This is a genomic window from Mesorhizobium sp. M1365, assembly GCF_040317865.1.
Taxonomy (GTDB): Bacteria; Pseudomonadota; Alphaproteobacteria; order Rhizobiales; family Rhizobiaceae; genus Mesorhizobium.
On record NZ_JAMYLG010000006.1, the window covers coordinates 63,979 to 89,088 of the forward strand.

Annotated in this window: 23 protein-coding genes and 1 tRNA gene; 15 read left to right on the forward strand and 9 right to left on the reverse strand. The window is 62.9% G+C overall.

Annotated elements, in window-relative coordinates:
• Nucleotides 1-262: 262 nt before the first annotated feature.
• Nucleotides 263-1,354, forward strand: a complete 1,092-nt coding sequence (locus NKH04_RS09670; RefSeq protein WP_353044276.1) for a 3-deoxy-7-phosphoheptulonate synthase — start codon at nt 263-265, stop codon at nt 1,352-1,354.
• 211 nt (nt 1,355-1,565) lie between these two features.
• Here NKH04_RS09670 and NKH04_RS09675 read toward each other — a convergent pair whose 3' ends face one another.
• Nucleotides 1,566-2,675 carry a Gfo/Idh/MocA family protein gene (locus NKH04_RS09675; RefSeq protein ID WP_353044277.1) on the reverse strand — a complete coding sequence of 370 codons (1,110 nt, stop codon included), beginning with the start codon at nt 2,673-2,675 and terminating at the stop codon, nt 1,566-1,568.
• A 153-nt stretch (nt 2,676-2,828) separates the two neighbouring features.
• Here NKH04_RS09675 and NKH04_RS09680 point away from each other — a divergent pair, with 153 nt between their 5' ends.
• Complete coding sequence (locus NKH04_RS09680; RefSeq protein ID WP_353044337.1) at nt 2,829-3,674, forward strand: MurR/RpiR family transcriptional regulator; 846 nt, start codon at nt 2,829-2,831, stop codon at nt 3,672-3,674.
• On the opposite strand, the gene NKH04_RS09685 is transcribed toward NKH04_RS09680, so the two are convergent.
• Nucleotides 3,671-4,561, reverse strand: coding sequence for an AraC family transcriptional regulator (locus NKH04_RS09685; RefSeq protein WP_353044278.1), 891 nt, complete (start codon nt 4,559-4,561; stop codon nt 3,671-3,673). The genes NKH04_RS09680 and NKH04_RS09685 overlap by 4 nt on opposite strands.
• 137 nt (nt 4,562-4,698) lie before the next feature.
• On the opposite strand from NKH04_RS09685, the gene NKH04_RS09690 reads away from it, so the two are divergent.
• From NKH04_RS09690 to phnN, 9 genes are all read left to right on the forward strand, one after another.
• Nucleotides 4,699-5,427, forward strand: coding sequence for an SDR family oxidoreductase (locus NKH04_RS09690; RefSeq protein WP_353044279.1), 729 nt, complete (start codon nt 4,699-4,701; stop codon nt 5,425-5,427).
• Between the two features lie 200 nt (nt 5,428-5,627).
• Nucleotides 5,628-7,562, forward strand: coding sequence for a bifunctional 5-dehydro-2-deoxygluconokinase/5-dehydro-2-deoxyphosphogluconate aldolase (locus NKH04_RS09695; protein WP_352453012.1), 1,935 nt, complete (start codon nt 5,628-5,630; stop codon nt 7,560-7,562).
• Between the two features lie 34 nt (nt 7,563-7,596).
• Nucleotides 7,597-9,441: a 3D-(3,5/4)-trihydroxycyclohexane-1,2-dione acylhydrolase (decyclizing) gene (gene iolD, locus NKH04_RS09700; RefSeq protein ID WP_353044280.1), complete on the forward strand. Its 1,845-nt coding sequence runs from the start codon at nt 7,597-7,599 to the stop codon at nt 9,439-9,441.
• 44 nt (nt 9,442-9,485) lie between these two features.
• Nucleotides 9,486-10,403 carry a myo-inosose-2 dehydratase gene (gene iolE, locus NKH04_RS09705; RefSeq protein WP_352472331.1) on the forward strand — a complete coding sequence of 306 codons (918 nt, stop codon included), beginning with the start codon at nt 9,486-9,488 and terminating at the stop codon, nt 10,401-10,403.
• Nucleotides 10,404-10,444: 41 nt separating this feature from the next.
• A complete protein-coding gene (locus tag NKH04_RS09710; RefSeq protein WP_023677508.1) occupies nt 10,445-10,663 on the forward strand; it encodes a hypothetical protein in 219 nt (72 codons plus the stop codon).
• A gap of 2 nt (nt 10,664-10,665) precedes the next feature.
• A complete protein-coding gene (iolB, locus tag NKH04_RS09715; protein WP_353044281.1) occupies nt 10,666-11,478 on the forward strand; it encodes a 5-deoxy-glucuronate isomerase in 813 nt (270 codons plus the stop codon).
• A 148-nt stretch (nt 11,479-11,626) separates the two neighbouring features.
• Nucleotides 11,627-12,334 carry a DUF1045 domain-containing protein gene (locus tag NKH04_RS09720; RefSeq protein ID WP_353044282.1) on the forward strand — a complete coding sequence of 236 codons (708 nt, stop codon included), beginning with the start codon at nt 11,627-11,629 and terminating at the stop codon, nt 12,332-12,334.
• A 96-nt stretch (nt 12,335-12,430) separates the two neighbouring features.
• Nucleotides 12,431-13,570 (forward strand): alpha-D-ribose 1-methylphosphonate 5-triphosphate diphosphatase, encoded by a 1,140-nt coding sequence (locus tag NKH04_RS09725; protein WP_353044283.1) that lies wholly within the window; start codon nt 12,431-12,433, stop codon nt 13,568-13,570.
• Nucleotides 13,567-14,196, forward strand: coding sequence for a phosphonate metabolism protein/1,5-bisphosphokinase (PRPP-forming) PhnN (gene phnN / locus NKH04_RS09730; protein ID WP_352614989.1), 630 nt, complete (start codon nt 13,567-13,569; stop codon nt 14,194-14,196). Before NKH04_RS09725 ends, phnN begins: the two co-directional genes overlap by 4 nt.
• 91 nt (nt 14,197-14,287) lie before the next feature.
• Here phnN and NKH04_RS09735 read toward each other — a convergent pair whose 3' ends face one another.
• From NKH04_RS09735 to NKH04_RS09750, 4 genes are all read right to left on the reverse strand, one after another.
• Nucleotides 14,288-14,818, reverse strand: coding sequence for a DUF2231 domain-containing protein (locus tag NKH04_RS09735; RefSeq protein WP_352472336.1), 531 nt, complete (start codon nt 14,816-14,818; stop codon nt 14,288-14,290).
• 153 nt (nt 14,819-14,971) lie between these two features.
• Nucleotides 14,972-15,967 carry an ABC transporter permease gene (locus NKH04_RS09740; protein ID WP_023677502.1) on the reverse strand — a complete coding sequence of 332 codons (996 nt, stop codon included), beginning with the start codon at nt 15,965-15,967 and terminating at the stop codon, nt 14,972-14,974.
• 23 nt (nt 15,968-15,990) lie between these two features.
• On the reverse strand, nt 15,991-17,535 hold the full coding sequence (locus NKH04_RS09745) for a sugar ABC transporter ATP-binding protein (RefSeq protein WP_352614992.1): 1,545 nt from the start codon (nt 17,533-17,535) through the stop codon (nt 15,991-15,993).
• A gap of 112 nt (nt 17,536-17,647) precedes the next feature.
• Entirely contained in the window at nt 17,648-18,610 is a 963-nt protein-coding gene (locus NKH04_RS09750) for a sugar-binding protein (protein WP_352819570.1), read from the reverse strand.
• 459 nt (nt 18,611-19,069) lie between these two features.
• Between NKH04_RS09750 and NKH04_RS09755 the strand changes: the two genes are divergently transcribed.
• Entirely contained in the window at nt 19,070-20,176 is a 1,107-nt protein-coding gene (locus NKH04_RS09755; RefSeq protein ID WP_352819572.1) for a LacI family DNA-binding transcriptional regulator, read from the forward strand.
• Nucleotides 20,177-20,245: 69 nt separating this feature from the next.
• Complete coding sequence (locus NKH04_RS09760) at nt 20,246-21,388, forward strand: alpha-hydroxy acid oxidase (RefSeq protein ID WP_352472339.1); 1,143 nt, start codon at nt 20,246-20,248, stop codon at nt 21,386-21,388.
• 46 nt (nt 21,389-21,434) lie between these two features.
• Here NKH04_RS09760 and NKH04_RS09765 read toward each other — a convergent pair whose 3' ends face one another.
• The 3 genes from NKH04_RS09765 to NKH04_RS09775 all read right to left on the reverse strand — a co-directional run bounded on the left by NKH04_RS09765 (nt 21,435) and on the right by NKH04_RS09775 (nt 24,261).
• Complete coding sequence (locus NKH04_RS09765; RefSeq protein ID WP_352472340.1) at nt 21,435-21,749, reverse strand: DUF718 domain-containing protein; 315 nt, start codon at nt 21,747-21,749, stop codon at nt 21,435-21,437.
• Nucleotides 21,750-22,396: 647 nt separating this feature from the next.
• Nucleotides 22,397-22,473: transfer RNA gene (locus NKH04_RS09770), tRNA-Arg, on the reverse strand.
• Between the two features lie 300 nt (nt 22,474-22,773).
• Nucleotides 22,774-24,261, reverse strand: a complete 1,488-nt coding sequence (locus NKH04_RS09775) for an ATP-binding protein (RefSeq protein WP_352455990.1) — start codon at nt 24,259-24,261, stop codon at nt 22,774-22,776.
• Nucleotides 24,262-24,596: 335 nt separating this feature from the next.
• Here NKH04_RS09775 and rpmH point away from each other — a divergent pair, with 335 nt between their 5' ends.
• Nucleotides 24,597-24,731 carry a 50S ribosomal protein L34 gene (rpmH, locus tag NKH04_RS09780; RefSeq protein ID WP_008833937.1) on the forward strand — a complete coding sequence of 45 codons (135 nt, stop codon included), beginning with the start codon at nt 24,597-24,599 and terminating at the stop codon, nt 24,729-24,731.
• 23 nt (nt 24,732-24,754) lie between these two features.
• On the forward strand, nt 24,755-25,108 hold the full coding sequence (gene rnpA / locus NKH04_RS09785; RefSeq protein ID WP_352769640.1) for a ribonuclease P protein component: 354 nt from the start codon (nt 24,755-24,757) through the stop codon (nt 25,106-25,108).
• Nucleotides 25,109-25,110: the final 2 nt, after the last annotated feature.

A 25,110-nucleotide genomic window follows, 5' to 3' on the forward strand; every position in this document is an offset into this window, starting at 1 on the left:
TGACGAAGTTCGGGGGGCTTCAGCCAATCGCGAATGGGCTGGAGTAAACCTCCTCCTCACCAGACACGTGACAAGCGCCTACGCTTCGACTATATGAACCGGATGATCCACCTGACCGCCTCGTTTTGGTACTTTAGCTACTCGCTGGCGGCGGGAGGATTGCGCTCGATCTGAAGATTGCAGCAACAATATCCGAACAGCCGCCAGACCTGGCGGCTTTTTTGTTTCAGCCGGCAGGTCTCCCCAATCAGGAGCATAAGCCGTGTTGACGACCACAGACGATCTTCGGGTCAAGGAAATCAGAGAACTGAGCACACCCGACGAGGTGATGCGGGAAATACCGCGCACGCTGACGGCGACGCGCACCGTTGCCGCGTCACGCAATGCGATCCACGCGGTGCTGACCGGCACCGACGATCGGCTGGTGGTCGTCGTCGGCCCCTGTTCAATCCACGACCCGGCCGCCGCCGTAGACTATGCCAGCCGTTTGGCATCGCTGCGTGAAAACCTGTCGGACCGGCTGGAGATCGTGATGCGGGTTTATTTCGAGAAGCCGCGCACGACGATCGGCTGGAAGGGCCTGATCAACGATCCCGACCTCGACGGCAGCTTCAACATCGACAAGGGTCTGCGGATGGCCCGCAACGTGCTCTCGGCGGTCAACAATCTCGGCCTTCCCTCAGCGACCGAGTTCCTCGACATGACAACTCCGCAATACATTGCCGACCTCGTCGCCTGGGGCGCGATCGGCGCGCGCACGACCGAGAGCCAGATCCACCGCGAACTCGCATCAGGCCTGTCCTGCCCGGTCGGCTTCAAGAACGGCACCGACGGCAATTTGCGGATCGCGGCCGAGGCGGTGAAATCCGCCGCCCAGCCGCACCATTTCATGGCGGTGACGAAAGGTGGGCGCAGCGCCATCGCGACGACCACCGGCAACGAGGACTGCCACGTCATCCTGCGCGGCGGCATTGTGCCCAACTACGACGCGGCAAGCATAGCTGCTGCCTCCGCTGAGCTCGGCCGGATCGGCGTGGCACCTCGGCTGATGATCGATGTCAGTCATGCCAACAGCAACAAGAAGCCGGAAAACCAGCCGCTGGTGGCGGCTGACGTGGCGGGCCAGATCGCGGCAGGCGACGAGCGCATCATCGGCGTCATGATCGAGAGCAATCTGGTCGCCGGCCGGCAGGACGTCATGCCCGGCAAGCCGCTCGTCTATGGCCAGAGCATCACCGATGGCTGTATCGACTGGGAAACCACCGAAACGGTGCTGCACGGCCTTGCCGACGCCGTCGAGCAGCGCCGGTCGGCGCGACGCGCCATGATCGCTGGCCGTCCGGGAGCCGCCTGAGCACCTCCTTCTCCCCTTGTGGGAGAAGGTGGATCGGCGGGCAGCGCCGAGCCGGATGAGGGGTGCTGGAAGAAACTTGGCGTAAAATATTGAGGGATTTTAAGCGGTTATTTCTTCGCTGTAGCGATCCGTCCAACACCCCTCATCCGACCGAGCTTCGCTCGGTCTCCCCTTCTCCCACAAGGGGGAAGGGGAGACCAGCGCGGGCTTACTACCGCACCTCCATCCAGCGCTGTTCCGCGAACGAGCGCGCCATCGCGTGCACCGTGCGCTCGATCTCCAGGCCTTCGTCGAAATCGATGATCCGCGCCGGCTTGCCGGCAAGTCGCGTCAACAGTTCCCGGCATTCGATAATCTTGAGGTCATTAAAGCCAAGGCCGTGGCCGGGCGCCGGCAGGAAGGCGTCATAAGGCTTATGATGCGGCGCCACCAGGATGGTGCGGTAGCCTTGCTCGGTCGGTCGGTCGGCCGTCAGATAGAGCTGGAACTCATTCATCCGCTCCTGGTCGTACAGGATCGAGCCCTTCGAGCCAAAAATCTGGATGGCGATCCGGCCTTTGCGGCCCCAGGCCGAACGGTTGACCAGCAGCGTGCCGGCGATGCCGTTTTCGAGATGCATCAGGATGCTGGCGATGTCGTAGGTCTCGACCGCGCGGCGCCCGCCCGAGGCGACGCGGCGGTCGGCATAGGGTTTGGCCATGTCGCACATGACGCGGGCAACGCGGCCGAACAGTACGGCGATGAGCGACAGCGGGTGCACGGCGAAATCGTCGAGCGCGCCGTAGCCGGACGCCGCCTCGTGCTTCCAGAAGAACAGCGCCTCCGGATCGGCCATGAAGTCCTCGTCCATCTCGATACGCAGATGGTTGACCTCGCCGATGATCTTTTCGTCGAGCAGCGCGCCGATATGGCGGATCGCTGGGTTCTGAATATAGTTATAGCCAAGCGCGGCCACCTTGCCGGACTTTTGGGCCGCCACAGCCATTGCTTGCGCCTCCGCAAAACTCGGCGCCATCGGTTTTTCACACCACAGATGCTTGCCGGCTTCGAGGATGGCGATGGCCATTTCCGGGTGGAACTGGTTCGGCGTGGTCAGCGAGATGACATCGACATCCGGGTCGTCGACGACGGCGCGCCAGTCACCGGACGCCTTGGCGAAGCCGAATTCGCTGGCACGGCGTTTGGCAAGATCCTCGTTGACCTCGCCCAGATGGACCAGCCTTGGCTTGGCCACATCGGGAAAGACGGTGCCGACCGCGTTCCAGGCAATGGCGTGGCACTTGCCCATGAAACCCGTGCCGATAAGACCTACCCCGACCATCCGCTTGCCTCCCTGTGCGCAAAATTTGTGTGGATGAATTAGTCCATTTTGTCTGCAGATGGAACGCTTGTCTCATTTTTTATGGTGTTCTTGCACAGGCCCGCTATGATGGGCCACAGAGGGAACCAGACGATGAGCCTGGGCGGAGCGACGATGGACGAACGGGTGCCGCGCGATTTCGAGACGCTGCGGGCGACGATACTGGAGCGGCGTCAGAGCCTGCCGAAACGTATCGCCCAGATCGCCGCCTATGCGCTCGACAACCCAGACGATATCGCCTTCGGCACCGCTGCCAGCATCGCCGCTTCCGCCGGTGTCCAGCCTTCGACCCTGATCCGCTTTGCCCAGCAGCTTGGTTTTGATGGTTTCACCAGCCTGCAGTTGGTGTTTCGCGAGCGCCTGCGCGAGCGCAACTCATCCTATGATGAAAGGCTGGCGGCATTGCGCGCCAAGGCCGAGGAAGGCGCCGGCCACCGCGCGATTTTCGACGGTTTTGTTGCCGCAGCCAGTACCTCGCTCAACGACATTTCGCACACGCTGAATGAAGACCATTTCGAAGATGCGATCACCGTGCTGGCCAAGGCCGAAACCATTTACGTGCTGGCCAAGCGGCGCTCCTACCCGGTCGCCTCCTATATCGCCTATGCATTGGGCAAGCTCAAGATCCGCAACCAGCTGATCGAATCGGCCGCCGGCCTCAATGCAGAGATGATCGGCTTTGCCTCTCCAAGGGACGCCGTGATCGCCATCAGCTTTTCGCCCTATGCCCCGGCCACCATCGAGGAGGCGCGCGTTATTTCGGAGCAAGGCGTGCCGATCGTGGCGATTACCGACAGCTCCTTTTCGCCACTCGCCCAATTCGCCAGGGTCTGGTTCGAGGTCGCCGAGGCCGATTTCGCCGGCTTCCGCTCGCTGTCGGCGACGATGGCTTTGGCTATGGCGCTGACCGTCGCGGTCGGCGAGAAGCGGCGCGACAGCGGCCGCAAGCGCAAGCCTTAGATCACCTCTATTGCCGTTTCGCCTTCTGCCGAAAGCCGCGCTGCGTCGCGTGCGGGCGGCGACCCGAACTGGCGGGCATACTCCCGGCTGAACTGGGAAGCACTCTCATAGCCGACGGCGAAGGCGACACGTGCGACGTTGCCCGGCTGGGCAATCAGCAGATGGCGGGCTTCCAGCAAGCGGATTTGCTTTTGATACTGGATTGGGCTCATGGCCGTCGCCGCCTTGAAGTGACGATAAAACGCAGCACTGCTCATACGGGCAATCTCGGCCAGATCGCCGACCCGGACCGGCTGATGGGGATGCGAACGGATCCAGGCGATCGCCCGGCCAATCCGGGACAGATGGCCATCGGCGCGCGCAAGTTCACGGAGCTTTCCGCCTTGGGGGCCTTGCAGGAGCCGAAACAGCATCTCTCGCTCGATCATGGTCGCGAGCACGGGAATCTCCGCTGGCCGGTCAAGCAGCCGCATCATTCGACGCAACGCGTCGAGCAGGTCGTCATCAGCGGGAGAGGTGGAGAAACTGTCGCCACTGAGGGCCGGCGCGTGCTCGACGAGGAGCGCGGCGACGGCCTGCAGGTCAAGGGTCAAGCCAATGGCCAGGTAAGGACGCGCCGCGCTCGCTTCGAGTATCTGGCTGATGTTGGGCGTCTCGACAGTATAGATGAAATAGCTGGCCGGATTGTAACGAAGAGCCCGGTCGCCGATCAGAACCGTCTTCGCGCCCTGCAGTACGAATAAGATCCCCGACCCCCACACCCCTGGTATTGGCGCCGTGGCGACTTCGCTGCGGCCGATCGAAACGCGGGGAATCGCCGTTCTTGTTCTTCGCCCGCGCGCATGGCGGCTGGCGATCTCGATCAACTCCTGCAGCGCTTCGCTCATTGCGCCAGCATCGCGCATTCGCACCGGCTGCGCAACAGCGTGAGAGGATTAGGCAAGAACCGGAGAATTTCCGGCGCGCGGCGCGCGCTGTCTCGCGCCATTTGTGGGTCTTCCACAGCAAACATAGAGACACCGATATGATGACATCGAAAAGCGCGCTGGTGACCGGCGCCAACAAGGGTATAGGCCGTGAAGTCGCCCGGCAACTGGCGACCAAGGGCTTCAAGGTCTGGCTCGGCGCCAGGAGCGCCGAACGCGGCATGGCGGCGGCGCAGGCATTGCGCGCCGAAGGCCTCGACGTGGAGTGGCTTGAGCTGGACGTCACGCGGGATGACAGTGTGAAGGCGGCAGCCGAGGCATTCAGGCAGGCCAGCCCCTGCCTCGACGTGCTGGTGAACAACGCCGGCGTCGCCATCAATTACGACCTGCCGCCGAGCCAGCAGCGGATCGCCGACATCCAGGCCACCTACGACGTCAATGTCTTCGGCCCGATCCGCGTGACCCAGGCATTCCTGTCGCTGCTGCTGGCAGCACCTGCTGCCCGGATCGTGATGGTGAGCAGCTCCACCGGGTCCATCGGCCGGGCGCTCGATCCCGCTACTGCGAACCACGCCGTCAACATGGTGGGCTACGGCAGCTCCAAGACAGCCTTGAACGCCATCACCGTCGCCTTCGCCAGGGAGCTCGCGCCGCAAGGCATCAAGGTCAACGCCGCGGCGCCCGGCTACACTGCCACCGATCTCAACGGGTATAAAGGTCACCGCACGGTGCAGCAGGCGGCCGAGATCGTCATTCACCTGGCGACCCTGGACGCCGATGGCCCGACCGCCGGGTTCTTCAACGATGATGGCCCGCTTCCTTGGTAAATCAGCTGGTTTCAGTGGTAGACACTTGACGTTCGTCTGACTTCAAAGTTTCTGAACGCGCGAGCCTTGCACAGCACTTTTCAGCCTTGGGAATGCTCGTTCCATATTGACTATGGATTGGAATTATTATTTCATATTGCCGGCGCCACGCTGCCGCTCGCGCGTGTTACCCAAAACAACAAAGCCGATGGGAGGTTCGAATGGGCGAAGCCGTGGAAGCGAGACATGCGCCGCTCGACATCATCACCATCGGCCGCGCTTCCGTCGATCTCTATGGTCAGCAGATCGGCTCGCGCCTCGAGGACATTACTTCCTTTGCCAAGTCAGTCGGCGGCTGTCCGGCCAATATCGCGGTCGGTACTGCCAGGCTCGGCCTGCGCTCGGCGCTGCTCACCCGCGTCGGCAATGAGCAGATGGGCCGCTTCATCCGCGAGCAGCTGACCCGCGAGGGCGTTTCGGTCCAAGGCCTCAAGACCGATCCGGAGCGGCTGACCGCCCTGGTGCTGCTGTCGGTCGAGGATGAAGGCGTCTCGCCGATGATCTTCTATCGCAGCGATTGCGCCGACATGGCGCTTTCGAAAGACGATATCGATGAGGCGTTTATCGCTTCGGCACGCGCGGTCGTCGTCACCGGCACGCATTTTTCACGGCCCAACAGCGACGCCGCCCAGCGTAAGGCGATCCGTGTCATGAAAGCCAAGGGCGGCAAGGTGGTGTTCGACATCGACTACCGCCCCAACCTCTGGGGTCTCGCCGGCCACGCCGAAGGCTTCGAGCGCTATGTGAAATCCGACCGCGTCTCGGCGCAGTTGAAGACGGTGCTGCCCGATTGCGATCTCATCGTCGGCACCGAAGAGGAAATCATGATCGCCTCGGGTGCAGACGATTGCCTGAGCGCGCTGAAAACCATCCGCTCGCTGTCGGCGGCAACCATCGTGCTGAAACGCGGCGCCATGGGCTGCATCGTCTATGACGGGCCGATCAGCGACGACCTCGAGGACGGTATCGTCGGCAAGGGATTTCCAATCGAGGTCTACAATGTGCTCGGCGCCGGCGACGCCTTCATGTCGGGCTTCCTGCGCGGCTGGCTCGGCGAGGAAGGCCTGGCGACGGCGGCGACCTGGGCCAATGCCTGCGGCGCCTTTGCCGTGTCGCGGCTGCTCTGCGCACCGGAATACCCGACTTTCGAGGAATTGCAGTTCTTCCTGAAAAACGGCAGCAAGCATCTGGCGCTGCGCAAGGACGAGGCGATCAATCACATCCATTGGGCGACCACGCGCCGGCGCGACATCCCCTCGCTGATGGCGTTCGCCTGCGACCACCGCGTCCAGCTGGAGGATGTCGCGGCAAAAGCCGGCGCCGATCCGTCGCGAATCCCAGCTTTCAAGGTGCTGACGGTCAAGGCTGCGGCCAAGGTCGCGGCTGGCCGCGCCGGCTACGGCATGCTGCTCGACGAAAAATACGGACGCGAGGCGATGTTCGAATTCGCCCACCATTCCTTCGCCTGGCTCGGCCGGCCGGTCGAGTTGCCGGGTTCGCGGCCGCTTCGCTTCGAGTTCTCGCAAGACATAGGTTCGCAACTGACCGAATGGCCGGTCGACCACTGCATCAAGTGCCTGTGCTTCTATCATCCCGACGATCCCGCGGCGCTGAAGAGCGAACAGCAGCAGAAACTGCGCGCTTTGTTCGAGGCCGCGCGGAAAGTGGGCAGAGAACTTCTGGTCGAGATCATCGCCGGCAAGCACGGCAGGCTCGACGACATGACCATCCCGCGCGCGCTCGAGGAACTCTACGCACTCGGCATCAAGCCCGATTGGTGGAAGCTCGAACCGCAGGCATCGGCCGGCGCATGGGCAAAGATCGAGGCGGTGATCCTGAAGAACGATCCGTGGTGCCGCGGGATTGTGCTGCTTGGCCTGGAAGCGCCGCAGGACGAATTGGAAGCGGCCTTTGCTGCCACCGCCAAGGCGTCTATCGTCAAGGGCTTTGCCGTCGGCCGCACCATCTTCATCAACGCGGCCGAACAATGGCTTGCCGGCAAGATGTCAGACGATGAAGCGGTGGCCGACATGGCATCTCGCTTCGAGAGACTGACCGAGGCATGGCTTGCGGCGCGCGGCCGCAAAGCAGCATAAGAAGGCGCGGCATAAGGACTGCGGAGGAACCGACATGACCAAGACAATCCGCCTGACGATGGCGCAGGCGCTGACCCGCTTTCTTGCTCGACAGATGACCGAGATGGACGGGAAGAAAGTGCCGATCTTCGGCGGCGTCTGGGCGATCTTCGGCCACGGCAATGTCGCCGGCGTCGGCGAGGCGCTCTACCAGGTTCGCGACGAACTGCCGACCTTCCGTGCCCATAACGAGCAGGCAATGGGGCATGCGGCGATCGCCTACGCCAAGGCCAATTTCCGCCGTCGCTTCATGGCCGCGACCAGTTCGATCGGCCCCGGCGCGCTCAACATGGTGACCGCTGCGGCACTTGCGCATGTAAACAGGTTGCCTGTCCTGTTTCTGCCCGGCGACGTCTTCGCCAATCGCATTCCCGATCCCGTCCTGCAGCAGGCCGAGGATTTTTCCGACGGCACGGCGACGGTCAATGACTGCCTCCGCCCGGTGTCGCGCTATTTCGACCGCATCACGCGGCCGGAGCAGATCATGCCGGCGCTCAACCGCGCCATGCAGGTGCTGACCGATCCCGCCGAATGCGGCCCGGTGACGCTGGCGCTGTGCCAGGACGTGCAGGCCGAGGCCTATGACTACCCCGAGAGTTTCTTTGCCGAGCGACTCTGGACGCCGCGACGGCAGCGCCCGGACCGCAACGAACTGGCGGCCGCAGTCGCGGTACTCAAAGCGGCGAAAAAGCCGCTGGTGATCGCGGGCGGCGGCGTACTCTATTCGCAGGCATCCGAGGAGCTGGCAAAACTGGTGCAAGGCGCCGGCATTCCAGGTTGTGAGACGCAAGGCGGCAAATCCTCGCTCCCGGACGATCATCCGTTGAACATGGGCGCGGTCGGCGTTACCGGCACTTCGGCGGCCAACAGGCTGGCCGAAGAGGCCGACGTCGTGCTTGCCGTCGGCACCAGACTGCAGGATTTCACCACCGGCTCCTGGGCATTGTTCAAGCATGCCGGCAGGACCATCATCGGGCTCAACGTGCAGCCTTTTGACGCCGGAAAGCACCAGGCGCTGCCGCTGGTCGCCGATGCGGCGGAAGGGCTCGCCGAACTCGCTGCGGCGCTGAAAGGCTGGAAAGCCCCTTCAGGCTGGACCGACAATGCGATCGCGGGCAAGAAGAACTGGCAAGCGGATGCCGACAAGGTGACGGCGTCGACCAATGCCGCCTATCCGTCCGACGCGCAAGTGATCGGCGCAGTACAGCGCGCCATGGGCTCCGGCGTGGTACTGCTTCATGCCGCCGGCGGCTTGCCCGGCGAATTGCACAAGCTATGGCAGGCGGGTGCCCCCGGCTCCTACCACGCAGAATACGGCTTCTCGACAATGGGCTATGAAATCGCCGGCGGGCTTGGCGTCAAGATGGCCAAGCCGGACGAAGAGGTCGTGGTGATGATCGGCGACGGCTCTTACCTGATGCTCAATTCCGAGATCGCGACCTCGGTGATGCTCGGCCTCAAGCTGACCATCGTGCTGCTCGACAACCGCGGCTATGGCTGCATCAACCGGTTGCAGATGGCGACCGGCGGCGCCAACTTCAACAATCTGCTGAAGGACGCCCGTCACGAAGCCTTGCCCGAGATCGACTTCGCCGCGCATGCTGCGAGCATGGGTGCGATTGCCGAAAAAGTGCCATCGATCGCCGGGCTGGAAACGGCGTTGGCGCAAGCGAAGAAGAACACGCGAACGACGGTGCTGGTCATCGACACCGACCCGCTGGTTTCGACCGAGGCTGGTGGAAGCTGGTGGGATGTCGCAGTGCCGGAAGTCTCGGCACGGCCGCAAGTGAATGCGGCGCGCAAGAAATATGAGGAAGCGCTGAGCGGGCGGGTTCTTTAGCCATCCGCGAACGCGCCTCGAATGTCTGAAACTGGAGTGACCACTTGAAAGCCAAACTGGGCATGTCCCCCATTGCATGGTGGAACGACGATCTTGCCGAACTCAGCGATGATGTGTCGCTGGAGGAGTGCCTGCGCCAGTCGCGCTCGGCTGGCTTTACCGGAATGGAAATGGGCCGCCGCTTTCCCAACGATCCGCAAATCATGCTGCCGATCCTGAAAGAGGCCGACGTGACGCTTTGCGGCGGCTGGTTCTCGGGGACGCTGGTCGACGAAGACATGGCGAAGAACAAGGATCGTATCCAGCCGATGATCGACCTGTTCAAGGCGGTGAACGCGCCATGCATCGTCTATGGTGAAGTCGGCCGCTCCATCCAGGGCGACCGCTCGAAGCCGCTCGCCAGCAAGCCCAGGCTTTCGGACGAGGAAATGAAAGCCTACGCCCGGCGGCTCACGCAGTTCGGCGAATGGTGTGCAGAGCAAGGCATGCCGCTCTCCTACCATCATCATATGGCGGCAGTAGTTGAGACCGAGCCAGAGCTAGATGCCTTCATGCGCTATTCGGGAGAAGGCATTCCATTGCTGCTCGACGCGGGTCACCTGGCCTTTGCCGGCGGCGATGTGCTGCGCGCTATTGATAACCACCACCGGCGCATCAACCACGTGCATGTGAAAGACGTACGCATGGAGGTGATCAACAAGCTGGATCGTAGCAGGCAATCCTTTCTCGATGCGGTGGCGCTTGGTGCCTTCACCGTGCCGGGAGATGGCTCCTTGGACTTTGGCGCCATCGTCCAGAGGCTCGCCGACCATGGCTATGAGGGCTGGTTCGTGGTCGAGGCCGAGCAGGATCCGAAGAAGAACCCGCCGCTCAAGATGGCGCAGGTCGGCTACAAGGAATTGATGCGGGTGATGACAGCGGCCGGCTATACGGTGGAGACAAAAGGCTTTCCCAATGCTTGAGGCTCGCGAGGAAGGGCTGATCCGATGCCGGGGGTGATCCGATGAAAGACTCCGAGCACCCGTTTTTCCGGCCGCTGTGGCGGCGCGTCGCCGTTGTCGCGGTCTGCCTGGTCTGGTCGGTAATCGAATTCGCCACCGGCACGCCGTTCTGGGGCGTGATCGCGCTCGGCTTCGCCGGCTATGCCGTCTGGCAGTTTTTCTACCTCTACAAGCCGGCTGACGAGGACGAGCCATCGGCAGACGCCAAACCGAAGGAATGACCATGTCTAAGCTGCTCGTCAAAGCCAATAAGGGCCACGGCCGCATCGCTCATGTGACGCCGCAAAACGCCGGCTGGACCTATGTCGGCTTCGATCTGCATCGGCTCAGGCCCGGCGAGAGCGCTTCCGGGCAAACCGCGGATCGTGAGGTCTGCCTGGTGTTCGTCACCGGCAAGGGCAAGGCCAAGGCCGGCGGCAAGGATCTCGGCTTGCTGGGCGAACGCATGTCGCCGTTCGAAGGCAAGCCTTGGTCGGTCTATGTGCCGCAGGGGTCGGAGTGGTCGGTGAGCGCCGATACCGATCTCGAACTTGCCGTCTGTTCGGCGCCAGGACTGGGCGGCGGTCTGCCGGTCCGTGTCATCGGGCCCGACGATCTCGGCCAGGAGGTTCGCGGCAAAGGCACCAACACGCGCTACGTCACCAACATCCTGCCGGAGGGCAAGCCGGCCGATTCCTTGCTGGTGGTTGAAGTCATCACACCCGGCGGCCACACATCGAGCTATCCGCCGCACAAGCACGACCAGGACAATCTGCCGGCCGAATCCTATCTCGAGGAGACCTATTACCACCGTCTCAACCCGCCACAGGGCTTTGCTTTCCAGCGCGTCTACACCGATGCCGACCAGAACGGTGCTCGTTCGCTCGACGAGGCGATGGCGATCGAGGACGGCGACGTCGTGCTGGTCCCCAAGGGTTATCACCCCTGCGCCGCCTGCCACGGCTATGATCTCTATTATCTCAACGTCATGGCCGGACCGAAGCGGACGTGGAAATTCCACAACGCGCCCGAGCACGAATGGCTGATGAAGGCCTAACCACTTCCCCTTCGCCCCAACCGCTGGTCCAAGCGAAAAATCGTCGGCTAACGACCCGGCTGTGTGGTTTTGTTACCGAAAACGCCGCAAAGCTTCGTCAATTCGTCATGGAAATCACCTATGGCAGCGGGGCTGACGAGGACTTTCGATGCGCTACGCGATCTATTTCACCCCCCGACAGGACGAACCGCTGGCACGGATCGCTGCCGACTGGCTCGCCCGCGACCCATTCGGTGCCGCCACAAAGCCGGTCGAGGCTGCGGGCGAGTTGTCGGCGGCAGAAGTTGCCTTCCATACCGCCTCGGCGCGCCGCTATGGCTTTCATGCGACACTGAAGGCGCCCTTCCGACTGGCCTCCAACGAGACGGAAACGTCGTTTCGTGCAGCACTCGACGATTTTGCCGAGGCGACGCCGCTGGTTACGATCCCGCGCCTCGTCGTCAGCCAGATCGACGGCTTCTTCGCGCTGTTGCCGGAAGCACCGCTGCCGGCGCTCAACCGCTTCGCCGACGACGTGGTGCGCGACTTCGACCGCTTCCGCGCGCCGTTGACGGAAGCCGAGATCGAACGGCGCAGCCCCGATTCGCTGAAGCCCGACGAGTTCCGCAATCTGTGCCAGTGGGGCTATCCCTATGTCTTCGAGACGTTTCGCTTCCATATGACGCTGTCCGGCCGGGTGTCGTCACAGGAAAGCCCTCGTCTTCGCCTAGCAATCGACAGCCTGTTTGCGGACGTGCTGCAACGGCCGGTGGCGGTGGACGCGCTGACGCTGTTTGTGGAAACTGAACCGGGTGCGCCGTTCATGGTGCTGTCCCATCACGCGCTCGGGCGCCGCCCGGCCAGAAGAACTGCCTGATCAGAAGAACTGCCTAAATGACTATTTGTTCTAACCGCATTTGAACGACGCCAATTGGTTCCAGTTGGCTGCAAAATCCTGCAAGGACTGCTTGAAATGACCGCCGAGACTGTTCTTGACAACGCCCGGATCGTGCTCGCCGACCAGATCGTCGAAGGGTCGATCGTGCTGCGCGACGGCATGATCGCCGCCATCGATGCCGGACCCGGCCGCAGCGGCGAGGACATGGGCGGCGACTTCATCATCCCTGGCCTGGTCGAGCTCCACACCGACCATCTGGAAGGCCATTACGCGCCGCGGCCGAAAGTGCGCTGGAACCCGATCGCCGCGGTTCTCGCGCATGACGCCCAGGTGGCGACGGCCGGCATCACCACCGTGCTCGACGCCTTGCGCGTCGGCATGGACGAGGACGCCGACCTGACGGCCGCCGACATACGCAAACTGGCCGACGCGATCGAGGACAGCGTGCAGCAGGACCGGCTCAGGGCCGACCATTTCATCCATTTGCGCTGCGAGGTTTCGGCGCCGGACTGCCTCACAGCCTTCGCCAATTTCGAAGGCGACGAGCGGGTCAGGCTGGCGTCGCTGATGGACCATGCGCCGGGACAGCGCCAATTCGTCGATCTCGAAACCTATGCCTATTATTACCAGCGCAAGCTGAAGCTGACCGATCGCGATTTCCAGAAATTCTGCGAAAAGCGGATGGCTGAATCGGCGAGGAATTCGAGCCCGAACCGCAGCTTCATCGCCGCGGCTTGTCATGAGCGCAGCATCGTGCTCGCCAGCCATGACGACGCGACCGTCGGCCATGTCGACGAAGCGATCGAGCAAGGTGTGCGCGTCGCCGAGTTCCCGACCACCGAGGAGGCAGCACGGGCTTCGAAAAAGGCAGGGCTCGGCGTATTGATGGGCGCGCCGAACGTCATGCGCGGCGCGTCCCATTCGGGCAATGTCTCGGCCCGCACGCTGGCCGGCGATGGCCTGCTCGATATCCTGTCGTCGGACTACATTCCCTTCAGTCTGATCCAGTCAGCCTTCTTCCTCGGCGACGTGGTCGAGGGCATTTCCTTGCCACAGGCGGTGGCGATGGTCTCGAAGAACCCGGCCGAGGCGGTCGGCCTCACCGATCGCGGTGTCATCGAGCCCGGCCGGCGCGCCGATCTGGTTCGCGTGCGCGTCGACGACCATGTCCCGGACGTCCGCACGGTCTGGCGGCAGGGACGCCGGGTCGCATGATGGTGTCGGCATCGGTCGAGCGTGAATTGTCCGCCGCGAGATTTCCGATCCGCGACGGTGTCTTCGTCGCCGTCGTCGGGCCGAGCGGTGCCGGCAAGGACACGGTGATCGGCTATGCGCGCGCCGTGTTTGCCGACGAGAGCCGGCTGGAGTTCGTGCGCCGGGTGATCACCCGGCCGAGCGATGCGGCCACCGAGGATCACGATACGCTCGCCGATGCTGCCTTCGTCGAGGCCGAAGCGGATGGTGCCTTCGCCATTTCCTGGGAGGCGCATGGCCTGCGCTATGGCATCCCGGCCGAAGTCGACTGGTCGGTCTCAAACGGCCGTGTCGCGATCGCCAACGTCTCGCGCGCGATCATCCCGGCGCTGCGGGAGCGCTACGCCAATCTGGCGGTCGTCGAGATCACGGCTACACCGGATATCCTGGCCGAGCGGCTGGCATTGCGGGGTCGCGAATCGCGCGGCGAAGTGCTGGCACGGCTGGCGCGCAGTGCCAATGTGGCGCTGTCCGGACCGGGTGTCACCTCGATCGACAATAGCGGCCCTCGTGAAGCCGCCGGCGAGCGCTTCGCCGAGGTGCTGCGCAAGGCCATGGCCTTCTCCGACATGTCGGGCCTTATCTGAAGTAGAGCCCATCCGATGCATTCGGTATGGGCGCTACTTGTCTAACCGATATCTTTTTGGAAATCGGTATCCAGTTTTCGGGATTATGGCCTCATGCGGCGTGCCGGTCCCGACCAGCGTGACGAGTATCCGTGGCAGTGGTTGTCGAAGGCTTCGCTGGCGCATCCGCTGGTGTATCCAGAACTGCAACGTGGTGCCGATACACCATCTCCCAGCCCTTCCAGCCGGTGAACAGCAGTATGCAGACCACTATGAACGACAAGAGCGCACCCCATGGGCGGACCGCGGCTTCGGCGCCTTGCGCATAGCGAAGGTAGAAATTGATCAGTGCCACAACGACCGCGGTCAAGTTGCCCAGCATGTGGTACCAAGCGTCGGACAAGGCGCGAATGCGCGGCTCGTTGAGGAAGTCGATAAAACCGGCTGTCGCAGCGAGAAGGGCCATTACTATGGCTGCCCCGATCAGCCACATCGATGCTCGTGCCCAGAAGGCATCGGCAGTCCCCCAGAAAACCAGGTCGGTGACAAACGCACCGACAAGAAACGCGACAGGAAAAGGTATCAGCATCGGGTGGAGGGGGTGAGTTCCTACTTTGGCGGTACTAACTGGATTCGTGGGCATGGAGCGCCTCCGCGTAGCAAAGCTTAAATAAACGCTCAGATACGGGTTTCGTTCCAAATAGAGACCGACCTGAACTGCTGTCGCGAAGCGCCGGCTGACTCTTTCACGCCACCTGCCATGGCAGTCGGCGAATTTCATCCAGCTATTTTTGCGTCACTCAGCGGCAGCACCCGCCACGCCCTTGCGTGTGGCTTCCAGCATCCGCCGCCGCGCCCTGAACACGCCCCATTGCTGGTCGACCAGCACGCCGATGAGGATCACCCCGCCCATGACGGCGAAGTTGAGCGAGGACGGGATGCCGAGCAGGTTGACGAGGTTCTGCAGCTCCTGCAGCAGCACGGTGCCGAGCAGGACGCCGATCAGCGAGCCTTCGCCACCACGCAGCGAGAAGCCGCCGAGCACCGCGGCCGCGATGGCATAGAGCTCGTAGAACTGGCCGTGGCTCGCCGGCGAGATCGAGCGTGTGTACATGGCGAAATAGATAGCTGACAGCGCCGTCAGCACGCCGCAGATGACATAGGCGGCCATGACGATGCGGCCGGTGCGGATGCCGGAATATTTTGCTGCTTCCTCGTTCTTGCCGATGGCATAGAGATAGCGCCCGAACACCGACCGGTGCAACACCACCCACATGACGACGGCGATGACGATCAGCGCGATGAAGCTGTTCGGCACGCCCCAGGACCGCCCCGCCGTCAGGAACTCGAGTTCCGGGAAGTTCTGTCCGAAGGCAAAGCCGGCGGTGCCGTCGGCGGTGTAGAAGCGCGCCACGCCGCGATAGATCAACAGGCCGCACAAAGTCACCACGAAAGGCTGCAATTTGAGCCGGGTGATCAGCCAGCCATGCGCCAGCCCGATGATGCCGCCGAGCACCAGGATCAGCGGCAGGGCGACCGGCCAGGCCATGCCGCGCGTGGCGATGAAGTCAATGAACAGCACGCCGAGCAGCGCAACCACCGAGCCGACCGACAATTCGATGCCACCGGTGATGATGACGAAGGCTTGGCCAATCGACAGGATGCCGAACAACCCGATCAGGTTCGAGGTGTTGGCGAGATTGATCGGCAGCAGGAAGCGTGGGTTGATGATTGCCACCACCGCGCCGACCACCAGGATCAGGATCAGCAGGCCGAGATCTTTCTTGCTCATCGTCTTCTCCCAGTGCCTGCGAACTACTTCGGCTGCTTGCCGACCGCCAGCAGCAGCACGTTTTCCTGGCTGAACCGGTCCTTGTCGAGAATGCCCGAGATCTGGCCTTCATGCATGACGGCAATGCGGTCGGAAACGCCGATCACCTCCTCCATGTCGCTGGAGATCATCAGCACGGCGACGCCGGCATCGGCCAGCGCCCGCATCAGCCCGTAGATCTCGGCCTTGGCGCCGATGTCGATACCGCGGGTCGGTTCGTCAAGAATCATCACCTTCGGCTTCATCGCCAGCCATTTGGCCAGCACGACCTTTTGCTGGTTGCCGCCGGACAGCGTGCCGGTGCGCGTCTGGACGGAGGGCGCCCTGATGCCGAGATCGGTCTTCTGCTTCTCGGCGGTGGCGGATTCCGCGCCGGCCGAGACCAGCGAGCGCCGCGAATGCGCCGGCAGATTGGGCAGCGAAATGTTCTGGGCAATCGACAGGTCGAGCAGGATGCCGGTCAGCTTGCGATCCTCGGGGACGAGGAAAATACCGTTGGCCACTGCGTCCGCGGCCGAACCAAGAACCAGATCTTTTCCGTCAAGCTGGAACGAGCCGCCAAAGCTCTTGTCGATGCCGAACAGGACGCGCGCCAGCTCCGTCCGGCCGGAGCCGACGAGACCGGCGAGGCCGAGGATCTCGCCATGCCTGACATCGAGGTCGACGGGCCGGTCGGGATAGGCAGCGGTGCGAATGGCCTTGACCGACAGCGCGACAGAGCCCGGCGGGCGCGCCGATTCCGCGGCCTTCTCGCGCTCCTTCAGCATGCGGCCGATCATCAGCTTGACCATCTGGTCGTGATTGATCGCGCTCTTCGGCAAGGTTCCGGCGAGCATTCCGTCCCTGAGCACGACGACGCGGTCGGCGACGCGCTCGACCTCGTGAAGGCGGTGCGAGATGAAAATGACACTGATGCCGTCTGCCTTCAGCGCCTTGATGACGCCGAGCAGCTTGTCGGTTTCGGCGATCGGCAGGCTCGAGGTCGGTTCGTCGAGGATAACCAGCCTTGCCTCGATCGACAGCGCCTTGGCGATCTCGACCATTTGCTGCTGCGCCAGCGACAGCGCCGACACCGGCGTATCGGCCGAGAAATTGGCGCCCACGCGTTTGAGCAGCGGCGCCGCCTGCGCTCGCAGCCTGGCGCGGTCGACGAGCTTGAGCGGCCCGGCGCGCAGCGGTTCGCGGCCAAAGAAGATATTGGCGGCCACGTCGAGGTTTTCGAACAGGTTGAGTTCCTGGTGGACGAAAGCGATGCCCGAGCCGATGCTTGCCTCGACAGTCAGCCCGTCATGGGCGACGCCATCGACGGTGATGGTGCCGGTGTCCGGCCTGGTCACGCCCCCGAGGATCTTCATCAGCGTCGATTTGCCGGCGCCGTTTTCGCCGACCAGGCCGATGACCTCGCCGGGCCTTACGTCCATCGAGAATCCGTCCAGCGCGACGACACCGGGATAGGTCTTGCGCACACCGTCGAGGCTCAGGAACGGAGCGGCCGTGGATGCAACGATGGATGGGTCGGAATAATTCATCACGCCTGACAGCAGCCGGTGAGCCGTTTGGTCTCAGACTGACGGGCCTCGCGAGGCCCGTCAATAGAACGCCGGCTCAAGACGAACCTTGAGCCGGCGCAACCTAATTTGCTCAGTTTCCAGACATCGCCTTGAGGCTGGCGGCGTAGGCGTCGACATCGTCCTTGCCGATGATCTTGGTCGGGATGATGATCAGGCCATCGGCGGGAATGCCCGACTTATCGCCCTCGAGATAGGCAGCCATCAGCTTCATGCCCTGATATGCCCATTCGAAGGGCTGCTGCACGACGGTGGCGGCGACGGTGCCTTCCTTGACGCCGCCCAGCGTGATCGGATCGTCGTCGAAGCCGACGACGGTGATCTGGCCGAGCTTGCCGGCATCGCGCAGCGCTTCATAGATGCGCGGCGTGTTGTAGGAATAGAAGCCGACCATGCAGGTGACGTCAGGGCTGGCGACCAGCGCGTCCTCGACGTTCTTCTTGGCGCGAGCCTGATCGATGTCGTCGCCACGCACGTCGACCAATTCGATCTTGGTGCCCGCGAGACCTTCCTTCATGCCCTGGATACGTTCCTTGGCATTGTCGGCGCCGAGCAGGCCGACGAAGCCGAGGCACTTGCCGCCGTCAGGCATTGCCTTCTTGGCGATCTCTGCCGCCTGCTTGCCGGCATCGACATTGGAAGAGCCGATATAGGCGACACGCTTGGTCTGTGGTGCGTCGCTGTCGGTGGTGAACAACGCCGTTTCCGAGGCGATCTTGTTCAGCCCGTCGGTCGACGTCTTGGGATCGACGGCCGAGACCATGATCGCCTTCACGCCGGCCGTCACCAGATCGTCCATCAGGCGCTGCTGGATGGCGACCGAGGACTGCTCCGGATATTTGAGCTCCAGATTGTATTTGGGCAGTTCGCCTTGAGCCTTCTTGACGCCGGCTTCGGCCGCCTTCCAGAAATCGGAAGCGCCGTTGACGACGAAGGCCAGAGTCGGCTTGTCGTCGGCCCGCGCAATTGCGCTGGCGGAAAGGCCGAGCAGCAGGGCCGCAGCGGCGACGGACGCATTTCGTATCGCAGATTTCATATTCAACCTCCCATTTGACTCAGTAATTTTCGCTGATGATGAACGTGCCGGCGCGGCTTGGACGCCCTCCTCCTCAAGGGTTTCCGGCAGCGAAGAACGACGCCATTCCAGCCGCTATCGTCGACTTTAGAGACTCATTCGCCGTTCGTAAATAGTCCGATTTGTCTGACATTTCCCGGAGCGGCAGGCAAGCTTCGACTGACGGGAACCGTCCGATACCAGGCTGACTTGCGTTCCGAACATGCGCGGTCCGACGTCGTCCGGGCATGATGGATTGACGTTATAGGGATGCCAGATATTAGTAAAGAGTATTAGTTTGGTCGGGATTCTCGCCCACAAACAAGTGAGGCCTCCCCAGTCGCAACCGTTTTGGATCGGGGACTAAATCGCCTAAGAGAGTCGATTATATCTATTAGTATCGCTTCGCCCTATAAATGCGAGATTCGCGGGACCAATGACATGAACGAACCACTGCGTGATCCCGTCCTTGAGGGTACCAGGCGGCGCAAGCTGTCCGGGAAAAAACCCAAGGGCCGCGTTACCATGACCGACATCGCCAGGGCGGCAGGCTGTTCGCAGGCGACGGTTTCGTTCGTGCTCAACAACACGCCGGGCATCAGGCTGTCGCAGCAAACCCGAGAGCGGGTGATCGAGACGGCGCGAACGCTGGGCTATTCGCCGCCCGTGTTTTCTGCCTTGCGAGCCCCGGTTGCCGCATTCGACGGGCTGGATGGCGTGATCGGCTTCGCCGTCGACCAGTTGGCGACCAGCCCGGAGGCGGTCGTCGCCATTGAAGGGGCGCGGCAAGCCTCATGGAACGCCGGCAATGTGCTTTTGGTGGCGCAGACCATGGGCGACGAGGTGATGGAGCCTCGCGCCATCGCGGCGCTGACCAAGCGGGGCATTTCGGCGCTGATCTACATGACCATCTTCACCCGCGAGATCGTCGCGCCGGACTATCTCTACGGCCTCGACATTCCGGTCATCCTGCTCAACTGCTACACCGCCGACTATGCCTTCCCCGCCGTGGTGCCGAGCGAGATCGCCGGCGGCCAGAGCTCCACCCGCCACTTGATCGGCCATGGCCACCGGCGCATCGCCACCATTACCGGCGAGCCCTGGATGCAAGCGGCGCAGGACCGCCTGAAGGGTTACCGCCGGGCGCTGGCGACGGCCGACATCCCCTTCGACCCGGCGCTGGTCGTCGAAGGCGACTGGTCGGCGAGCGCCGGCTATGCCGCGACCGTCAAGCTCTTGGCGCTGAAGGACCGGCCGACCGCCATCTTCTGCCAGAACGACCGCACCGCGATCGGCTGCTACGAGGCGCTAAAGGAGGCCGGCCTGCACATCCCCCGGGATATTTCGGTGATCGGTTATGACGACGAGGAGATCGCGCGGCATCTGTTCCCGCCGCTGACGACGTCGATCCTGCCGCATATGGCGATGGGACAATGGGCGATCGAGCAGCTCGAAGTCCCCGCTGCTCCCGGTCGTGGCCGCTATCCCATCACCAAGCTCGAATGCCCGCTGGTGGAGCGGGAGTCGGTTGGCGCTCTGGCGGGCTGAGGCGAGAGCGCCGGCGATCGACAATGGCACAGGCTTGACATCGGGCCCGGCATATACCCGATTGATTTCATGAGATTGCAAAGCTGCTACAATTTTCAGGACTTCCGCCGGCTGGCAAAACAGCGCCTGCCAGGTCCGATCTTCAATTATATCGATGGCGGCGCGGACGACGAGACGACGCTGCGGCGCAACACGGCGGCGTTCGAGGACTGCGATCTCGTCCCCAACGTCCTTGCCGGCGTCGGACAGGTCGACATGTCGGTCACCGTCATGGGCCAGAAGCTGGCGATGCCGGTCTATTGTTCGCCGACGGCTCTCCAGCGACTGTTTCACCATAGCGGCGAGCGCGCCGTCGCCGCGGCGGCGGAGAAGTTCGGCACGATGTTCGGCGTCTCGTCGCTCGGCACGGTCAGCCTGGAGGAAGTCCGCAAGCACAGGACGCCGCAGGTCTATCAGTTCTATTTCCATAGGGATCGCGGCCTGAACCGCGCCATGATGGAGCGCGCCAAGGCGTCCGGCGTCGAGGTGATGATGCTGACGGTCGACAGCGTCACCGGCGGAAACCGCGAGCGTGACCTGCGGACCGGCTTTTCCATCCCATTTCGGCTTACGCCCGGCGGCATGATGCAGTTCGCGATCAAGCCGAGATGGGCTATCGACTATTTGACACACGAAAAGTTCAGCCTGCCGCAGTTGGACGGCCATATCGATCTCGGTGGCGGAGCGCTTTCCATCAGCCGCTATTTCACCGAGATCCTCGATCCATCGCTGGATTGGAAGGACGTCGAAGACATGGTCCACTTCTGGAACGGCCAGTTCTGCCTGAAGGGGATCATGAGCGTCGCCGATGCCAGAAAAGCCGTCGACATCGGCTGCACCGGTATCGTTCTGTCAAATCATGGCGGCAGGCAGCTGGACGGCTCGCGCAGCCCCTTCGACCAGCTGTCGGAGATCGTTGACGCGGTGGGCGACAAGATAGACGTCATCATCGACAGCGGCGTCCAGCGCGGCACGCATGTGCTGAAAGCCCTGTCGTTGGGCGCCAAGGCCGTCGGCGTCGGGCGCTACTATCTCTTCCCGCTGGCAGCCGCCGGACAGGCCGGCGTCGAACGGGCGCTCGGCCTGATGCGAACCGAGATCGAACGCGACATGCGGCTGATGGGATGCAGGTCGGTGGCAGAGCTTTCCAGGGGGAATGTGCGGTTTAGGTGATAGAGCCGGGAAGTGGCGCACGGCATAAGCTTTTCGAAGTGCGAAGCTATACCGACCTGCCGCCGCTGCTGCCGTCCGTTTCGAAGACAGCCTCGCCGGAAACAGCATCCGTATATCCGCCCTCAAGCTGCTGCAACGTATGCCGGAACCGATCAGGATTGCCTAGCATTTTGGGCCTGGCATCGACCATGTGCTGGAACGTGTCACACTCTCCAATCGAGAAGAAGGCGCCGTCTCCCGATTTGATGAGAGCCATTTTTCGCAATCCCTCGAAGTTGCGCGGAGCGCTGCTGAACAGTTCGACGAATTCGTCTTCACTACCCGGCTTGACCCGGAAGCGGACGCTGTTGAATGCTGTCATGTACGTTCCCCCGTGAAAGAACTGAAAACCTCGAATATGCGAGGCCCTAACGCACCTCGAACCCTTCGAACAGGTGTACAGAAAAATCGGAAGGTTGGCCTCAGTCACCTCTGGCCGAAAGCTCCGTTTCTGGCGCTATTTTGCCAGGAAGAGGATGACGCTCGATCTCAATCGGTACGCCCTTCCGACCGGCAATGAAACGCACTGTTAACGCCGTTCGCGGGTGACAGGATGTTGGCCGCAGTTCGAAGATATAATCTGCGTCTCGCTGTCAGTTGCGGAGGCGAAAATGAACTTGCTTCGGATTGCGCTCTTGTGCACGGCCGTGATCGACCTTGGAATGCCGGCCGTTCGCGCTGAGGATCGGCCTGTGCCGCAGAACAATAAAGCCGCAACAGCGCAGCCGCCCGTTCATTGTGAAGGCCAAAATTGTCTCCCGCCGGCGAAAGATCCGGTGCAGGAATGCACCGGCCAGGATTGCACGCCGGGCCCGCCGACTGAACCGGCCCCGGAGATTAAGCAGGCCGACTGAGTAGCATCAGCGGACCATCCGGCTCTTTGCAAGGACGGCGCTCACTCAAGGCAACCTTCCGGCCAGTGGCGGCAGATTCTGTTACCTATGTCCCCGGGCCGTACATTGAGTTTAATGGCGCGCCCGAAGAGATTCGAACTCCTGACCCCCAGATTCGTAGTCTGGTGCTCTATCCAGCTGAGCTACGGGCGCGCAACAGGCCATGCTTTGCATAGCCCCGCGATCCGATCCTGGTGACCGGCCGCGATGTGACGTGTTCCCTAGCGACTGAATTTACGAAAAGCAAGCCGATCCTGGCCAAAAGTTTTGCCGTCATGTTTTGCCGTCATGCGCCGGCCGGCGAACGCAAGATCGCGTCACGCGGCGGCCGAGCCGATAGGTCGTCGTCTTGGAAAGGCATTTGCCAATCGGAACGGCCCGTAACGAAACACGCCGTTGCACGGCGGCCGAGCCACCCTTTGTGATTGAAACGATCCGTAACGAAACGGTTCGTTACGCCGGGCGGCGCAGCCCGTTGCGGGCCTGGTCGAGCCGGACCGGCTGGTCGGGAATGGTGACCGCGAATGTGGTGCGGCCGCCGATCGATTCGACCAGCTCCACCGTGCCGCCATGGGCGCGGATCAATTCATGGGCGATCGCCAGGCCAAGGCCGGTGCCACCGCTGCGGGCCGAGCCGCGAAATGCCGCGAACAGGTTTTCGCGCGCCTTTGGCGGCAGGCCGGGGCCGGTGTCGGTGACGACGATGCGGCTGACGCTGCCGATGCGCTCGGCCGATATGGTCAGGCGGCGCACCACGGCGCTCTCGGTGTCGGCCGCCATCGCCTGCACGGCGTTGCGGCTAAGATTGGTGAGCACGCGGAACAGCTGGTCGGAATCGGCGTCGACCTCGAGCACCGGATCGACGGCGTTGACGAATTCGATGCCGCATTCGATGTCGAGCAGGCCCTGGACGTCCTCGACCAGCTGGCGCAGCCGCAGCCTGCGGCGCGACGGCGGCGGCTCCTGGGTGCGGCCATAGGCCAGCACGCCCTCCGAGTAGGACACCGCACGGTCGAGCGCGCGCAGCAGTTTTGGTGCGAAGGCCTGCACGGTCGGGTCCTTGACCTGGCGCAGGCGGTCCGACATCAGTTGCGCCGAGGCGAGGATGTTGCGCATGTCGTGGTTGATCTTCGACACGGCCAGGCCGAGATCGGCCAGGTGCTTCTGCTCGGTCAGCATCTTCTGCAGCCGCTCCTGCATCTGCGACAGCTCGCGTTCGGCGACGCCGATCTCGTCGGCCCGGGCGGCGGGGTGAATGATGCGGCCGGGATCGTCGGGCGCCTCGGAAAAGGACAGCATCGAGCGTGTCATTGTCCTGATCGGGCCGATCATGATCAGGTCTATCGCGGCGTAGACCAGCATGGCGGTGAACAGCGAGATCAGCAGCGAGACGAAGGCGACGTTGCGCGAATAGATCAGCATGGCATTGCGCAGGCGGTGGTCGGGCATGATCAGCTCGAATTCTTTGTCGCTGTCGCCGACCGGCCCGAAAACGCGCAGCATCCGCTTGCCGCCGAAAAACAGCGTGTCCAGCGCGCCGGTCATACCCTCGATCATGCCGACATTGGCGATATCGATATGCTCGTCGACCTGCGGCGGCATTTCGGCCACGACCAGAAGCCGCGAGACGCCGCCGTCGCGCACGGCGATCGCCTTGGCGCCGATCGCCATCAGTACGTCGTTCTGGGCGGCACGCGACAGCGAGGCAGGTTCGCCCTGTACCAGGACGATCGACACCGCGGCGGCGGTGCTCAGCCTCTCCTTCAGCCAGCTCAGCCTGTAGCTGGCGATCCAGGGCACGAAGATGAGGATTTCGGCCAACAGCACGAAGACGATGGTGAGCAGCAGCAACTTGGTCGACAGGCCGCGCGCCAGCGGCACCCTGCGGGTGGCGGCCTTCGCCTGGGCGATGCTTTCGTCGGTTGCTGGGACTTCACTCATGCTCGTCGTCACGGCTGCCTGTCATCACGGCTGCTTGTCTTAGGGACTGCTCGTCTTCACGATCGCTTGATCGGGCAAGATTAGGCGATTGCGGCTTTTTTGCCAAATTCATCCTTGGTCGAAGCCGGACAAAGGGCCGCAAGGACTTCCCTGCCGGTCCGACAACGCCGGCCCGACACGCTGGATTGACTTCCAAAACCCTTCTTTCTATAAGCCCGCTCACGCTCGGGCCATTCGTCCCGGCGCGGTTTCGATCGCGCCAAAACCGGCCCGGCAAAGCTCCTGTTACAAAGTGACAGAATCAAGAAGGGCCGCACCCCGCGGTATTTAAACAAATGAAGCGTACTTACCAGCCGTCCAAACTCGTCCGCAAACGCAGGCACGGTTTCCGCGCCCGCATGGCCACCAAAGGTGGCCGCGGCGTCGTCGCAGCCCGCCGCAACCGCGGCCGCAAGCGTCTCAGCGCCTGAGCACCAAGCGAGAGACAAGATCGTTGCCCGCAACCGGCAAGCCAACGGGTGCCCATCCCAAGCGGCTTCTGAAGCGCGCGGAATTCCTGGCTGTCCGCCGCGGCGAAAAGCGCCGCGGGCGGCTTTTCCTCGTCGAGGTCCTGGGCCGCGGCGACAGCGAGGCGCCGCGCGTCGGCTACACCGTCACCAGGAAGGTCGGCAACGCCGTCGTTCGCAACCGCGTCCGGCGGCGGCTGAGAGAAGCCGTGCGCACGCATGCCGCCGATGACATGGCGCCCGGCAATGATTATGTCATCGTCGGGCGCGAAGACGTGCTTACCACTCCGTTCGGCCAGTTGAAGGCCGAACTCTCCCGCAGATTGCGTGGAACACGATAGGC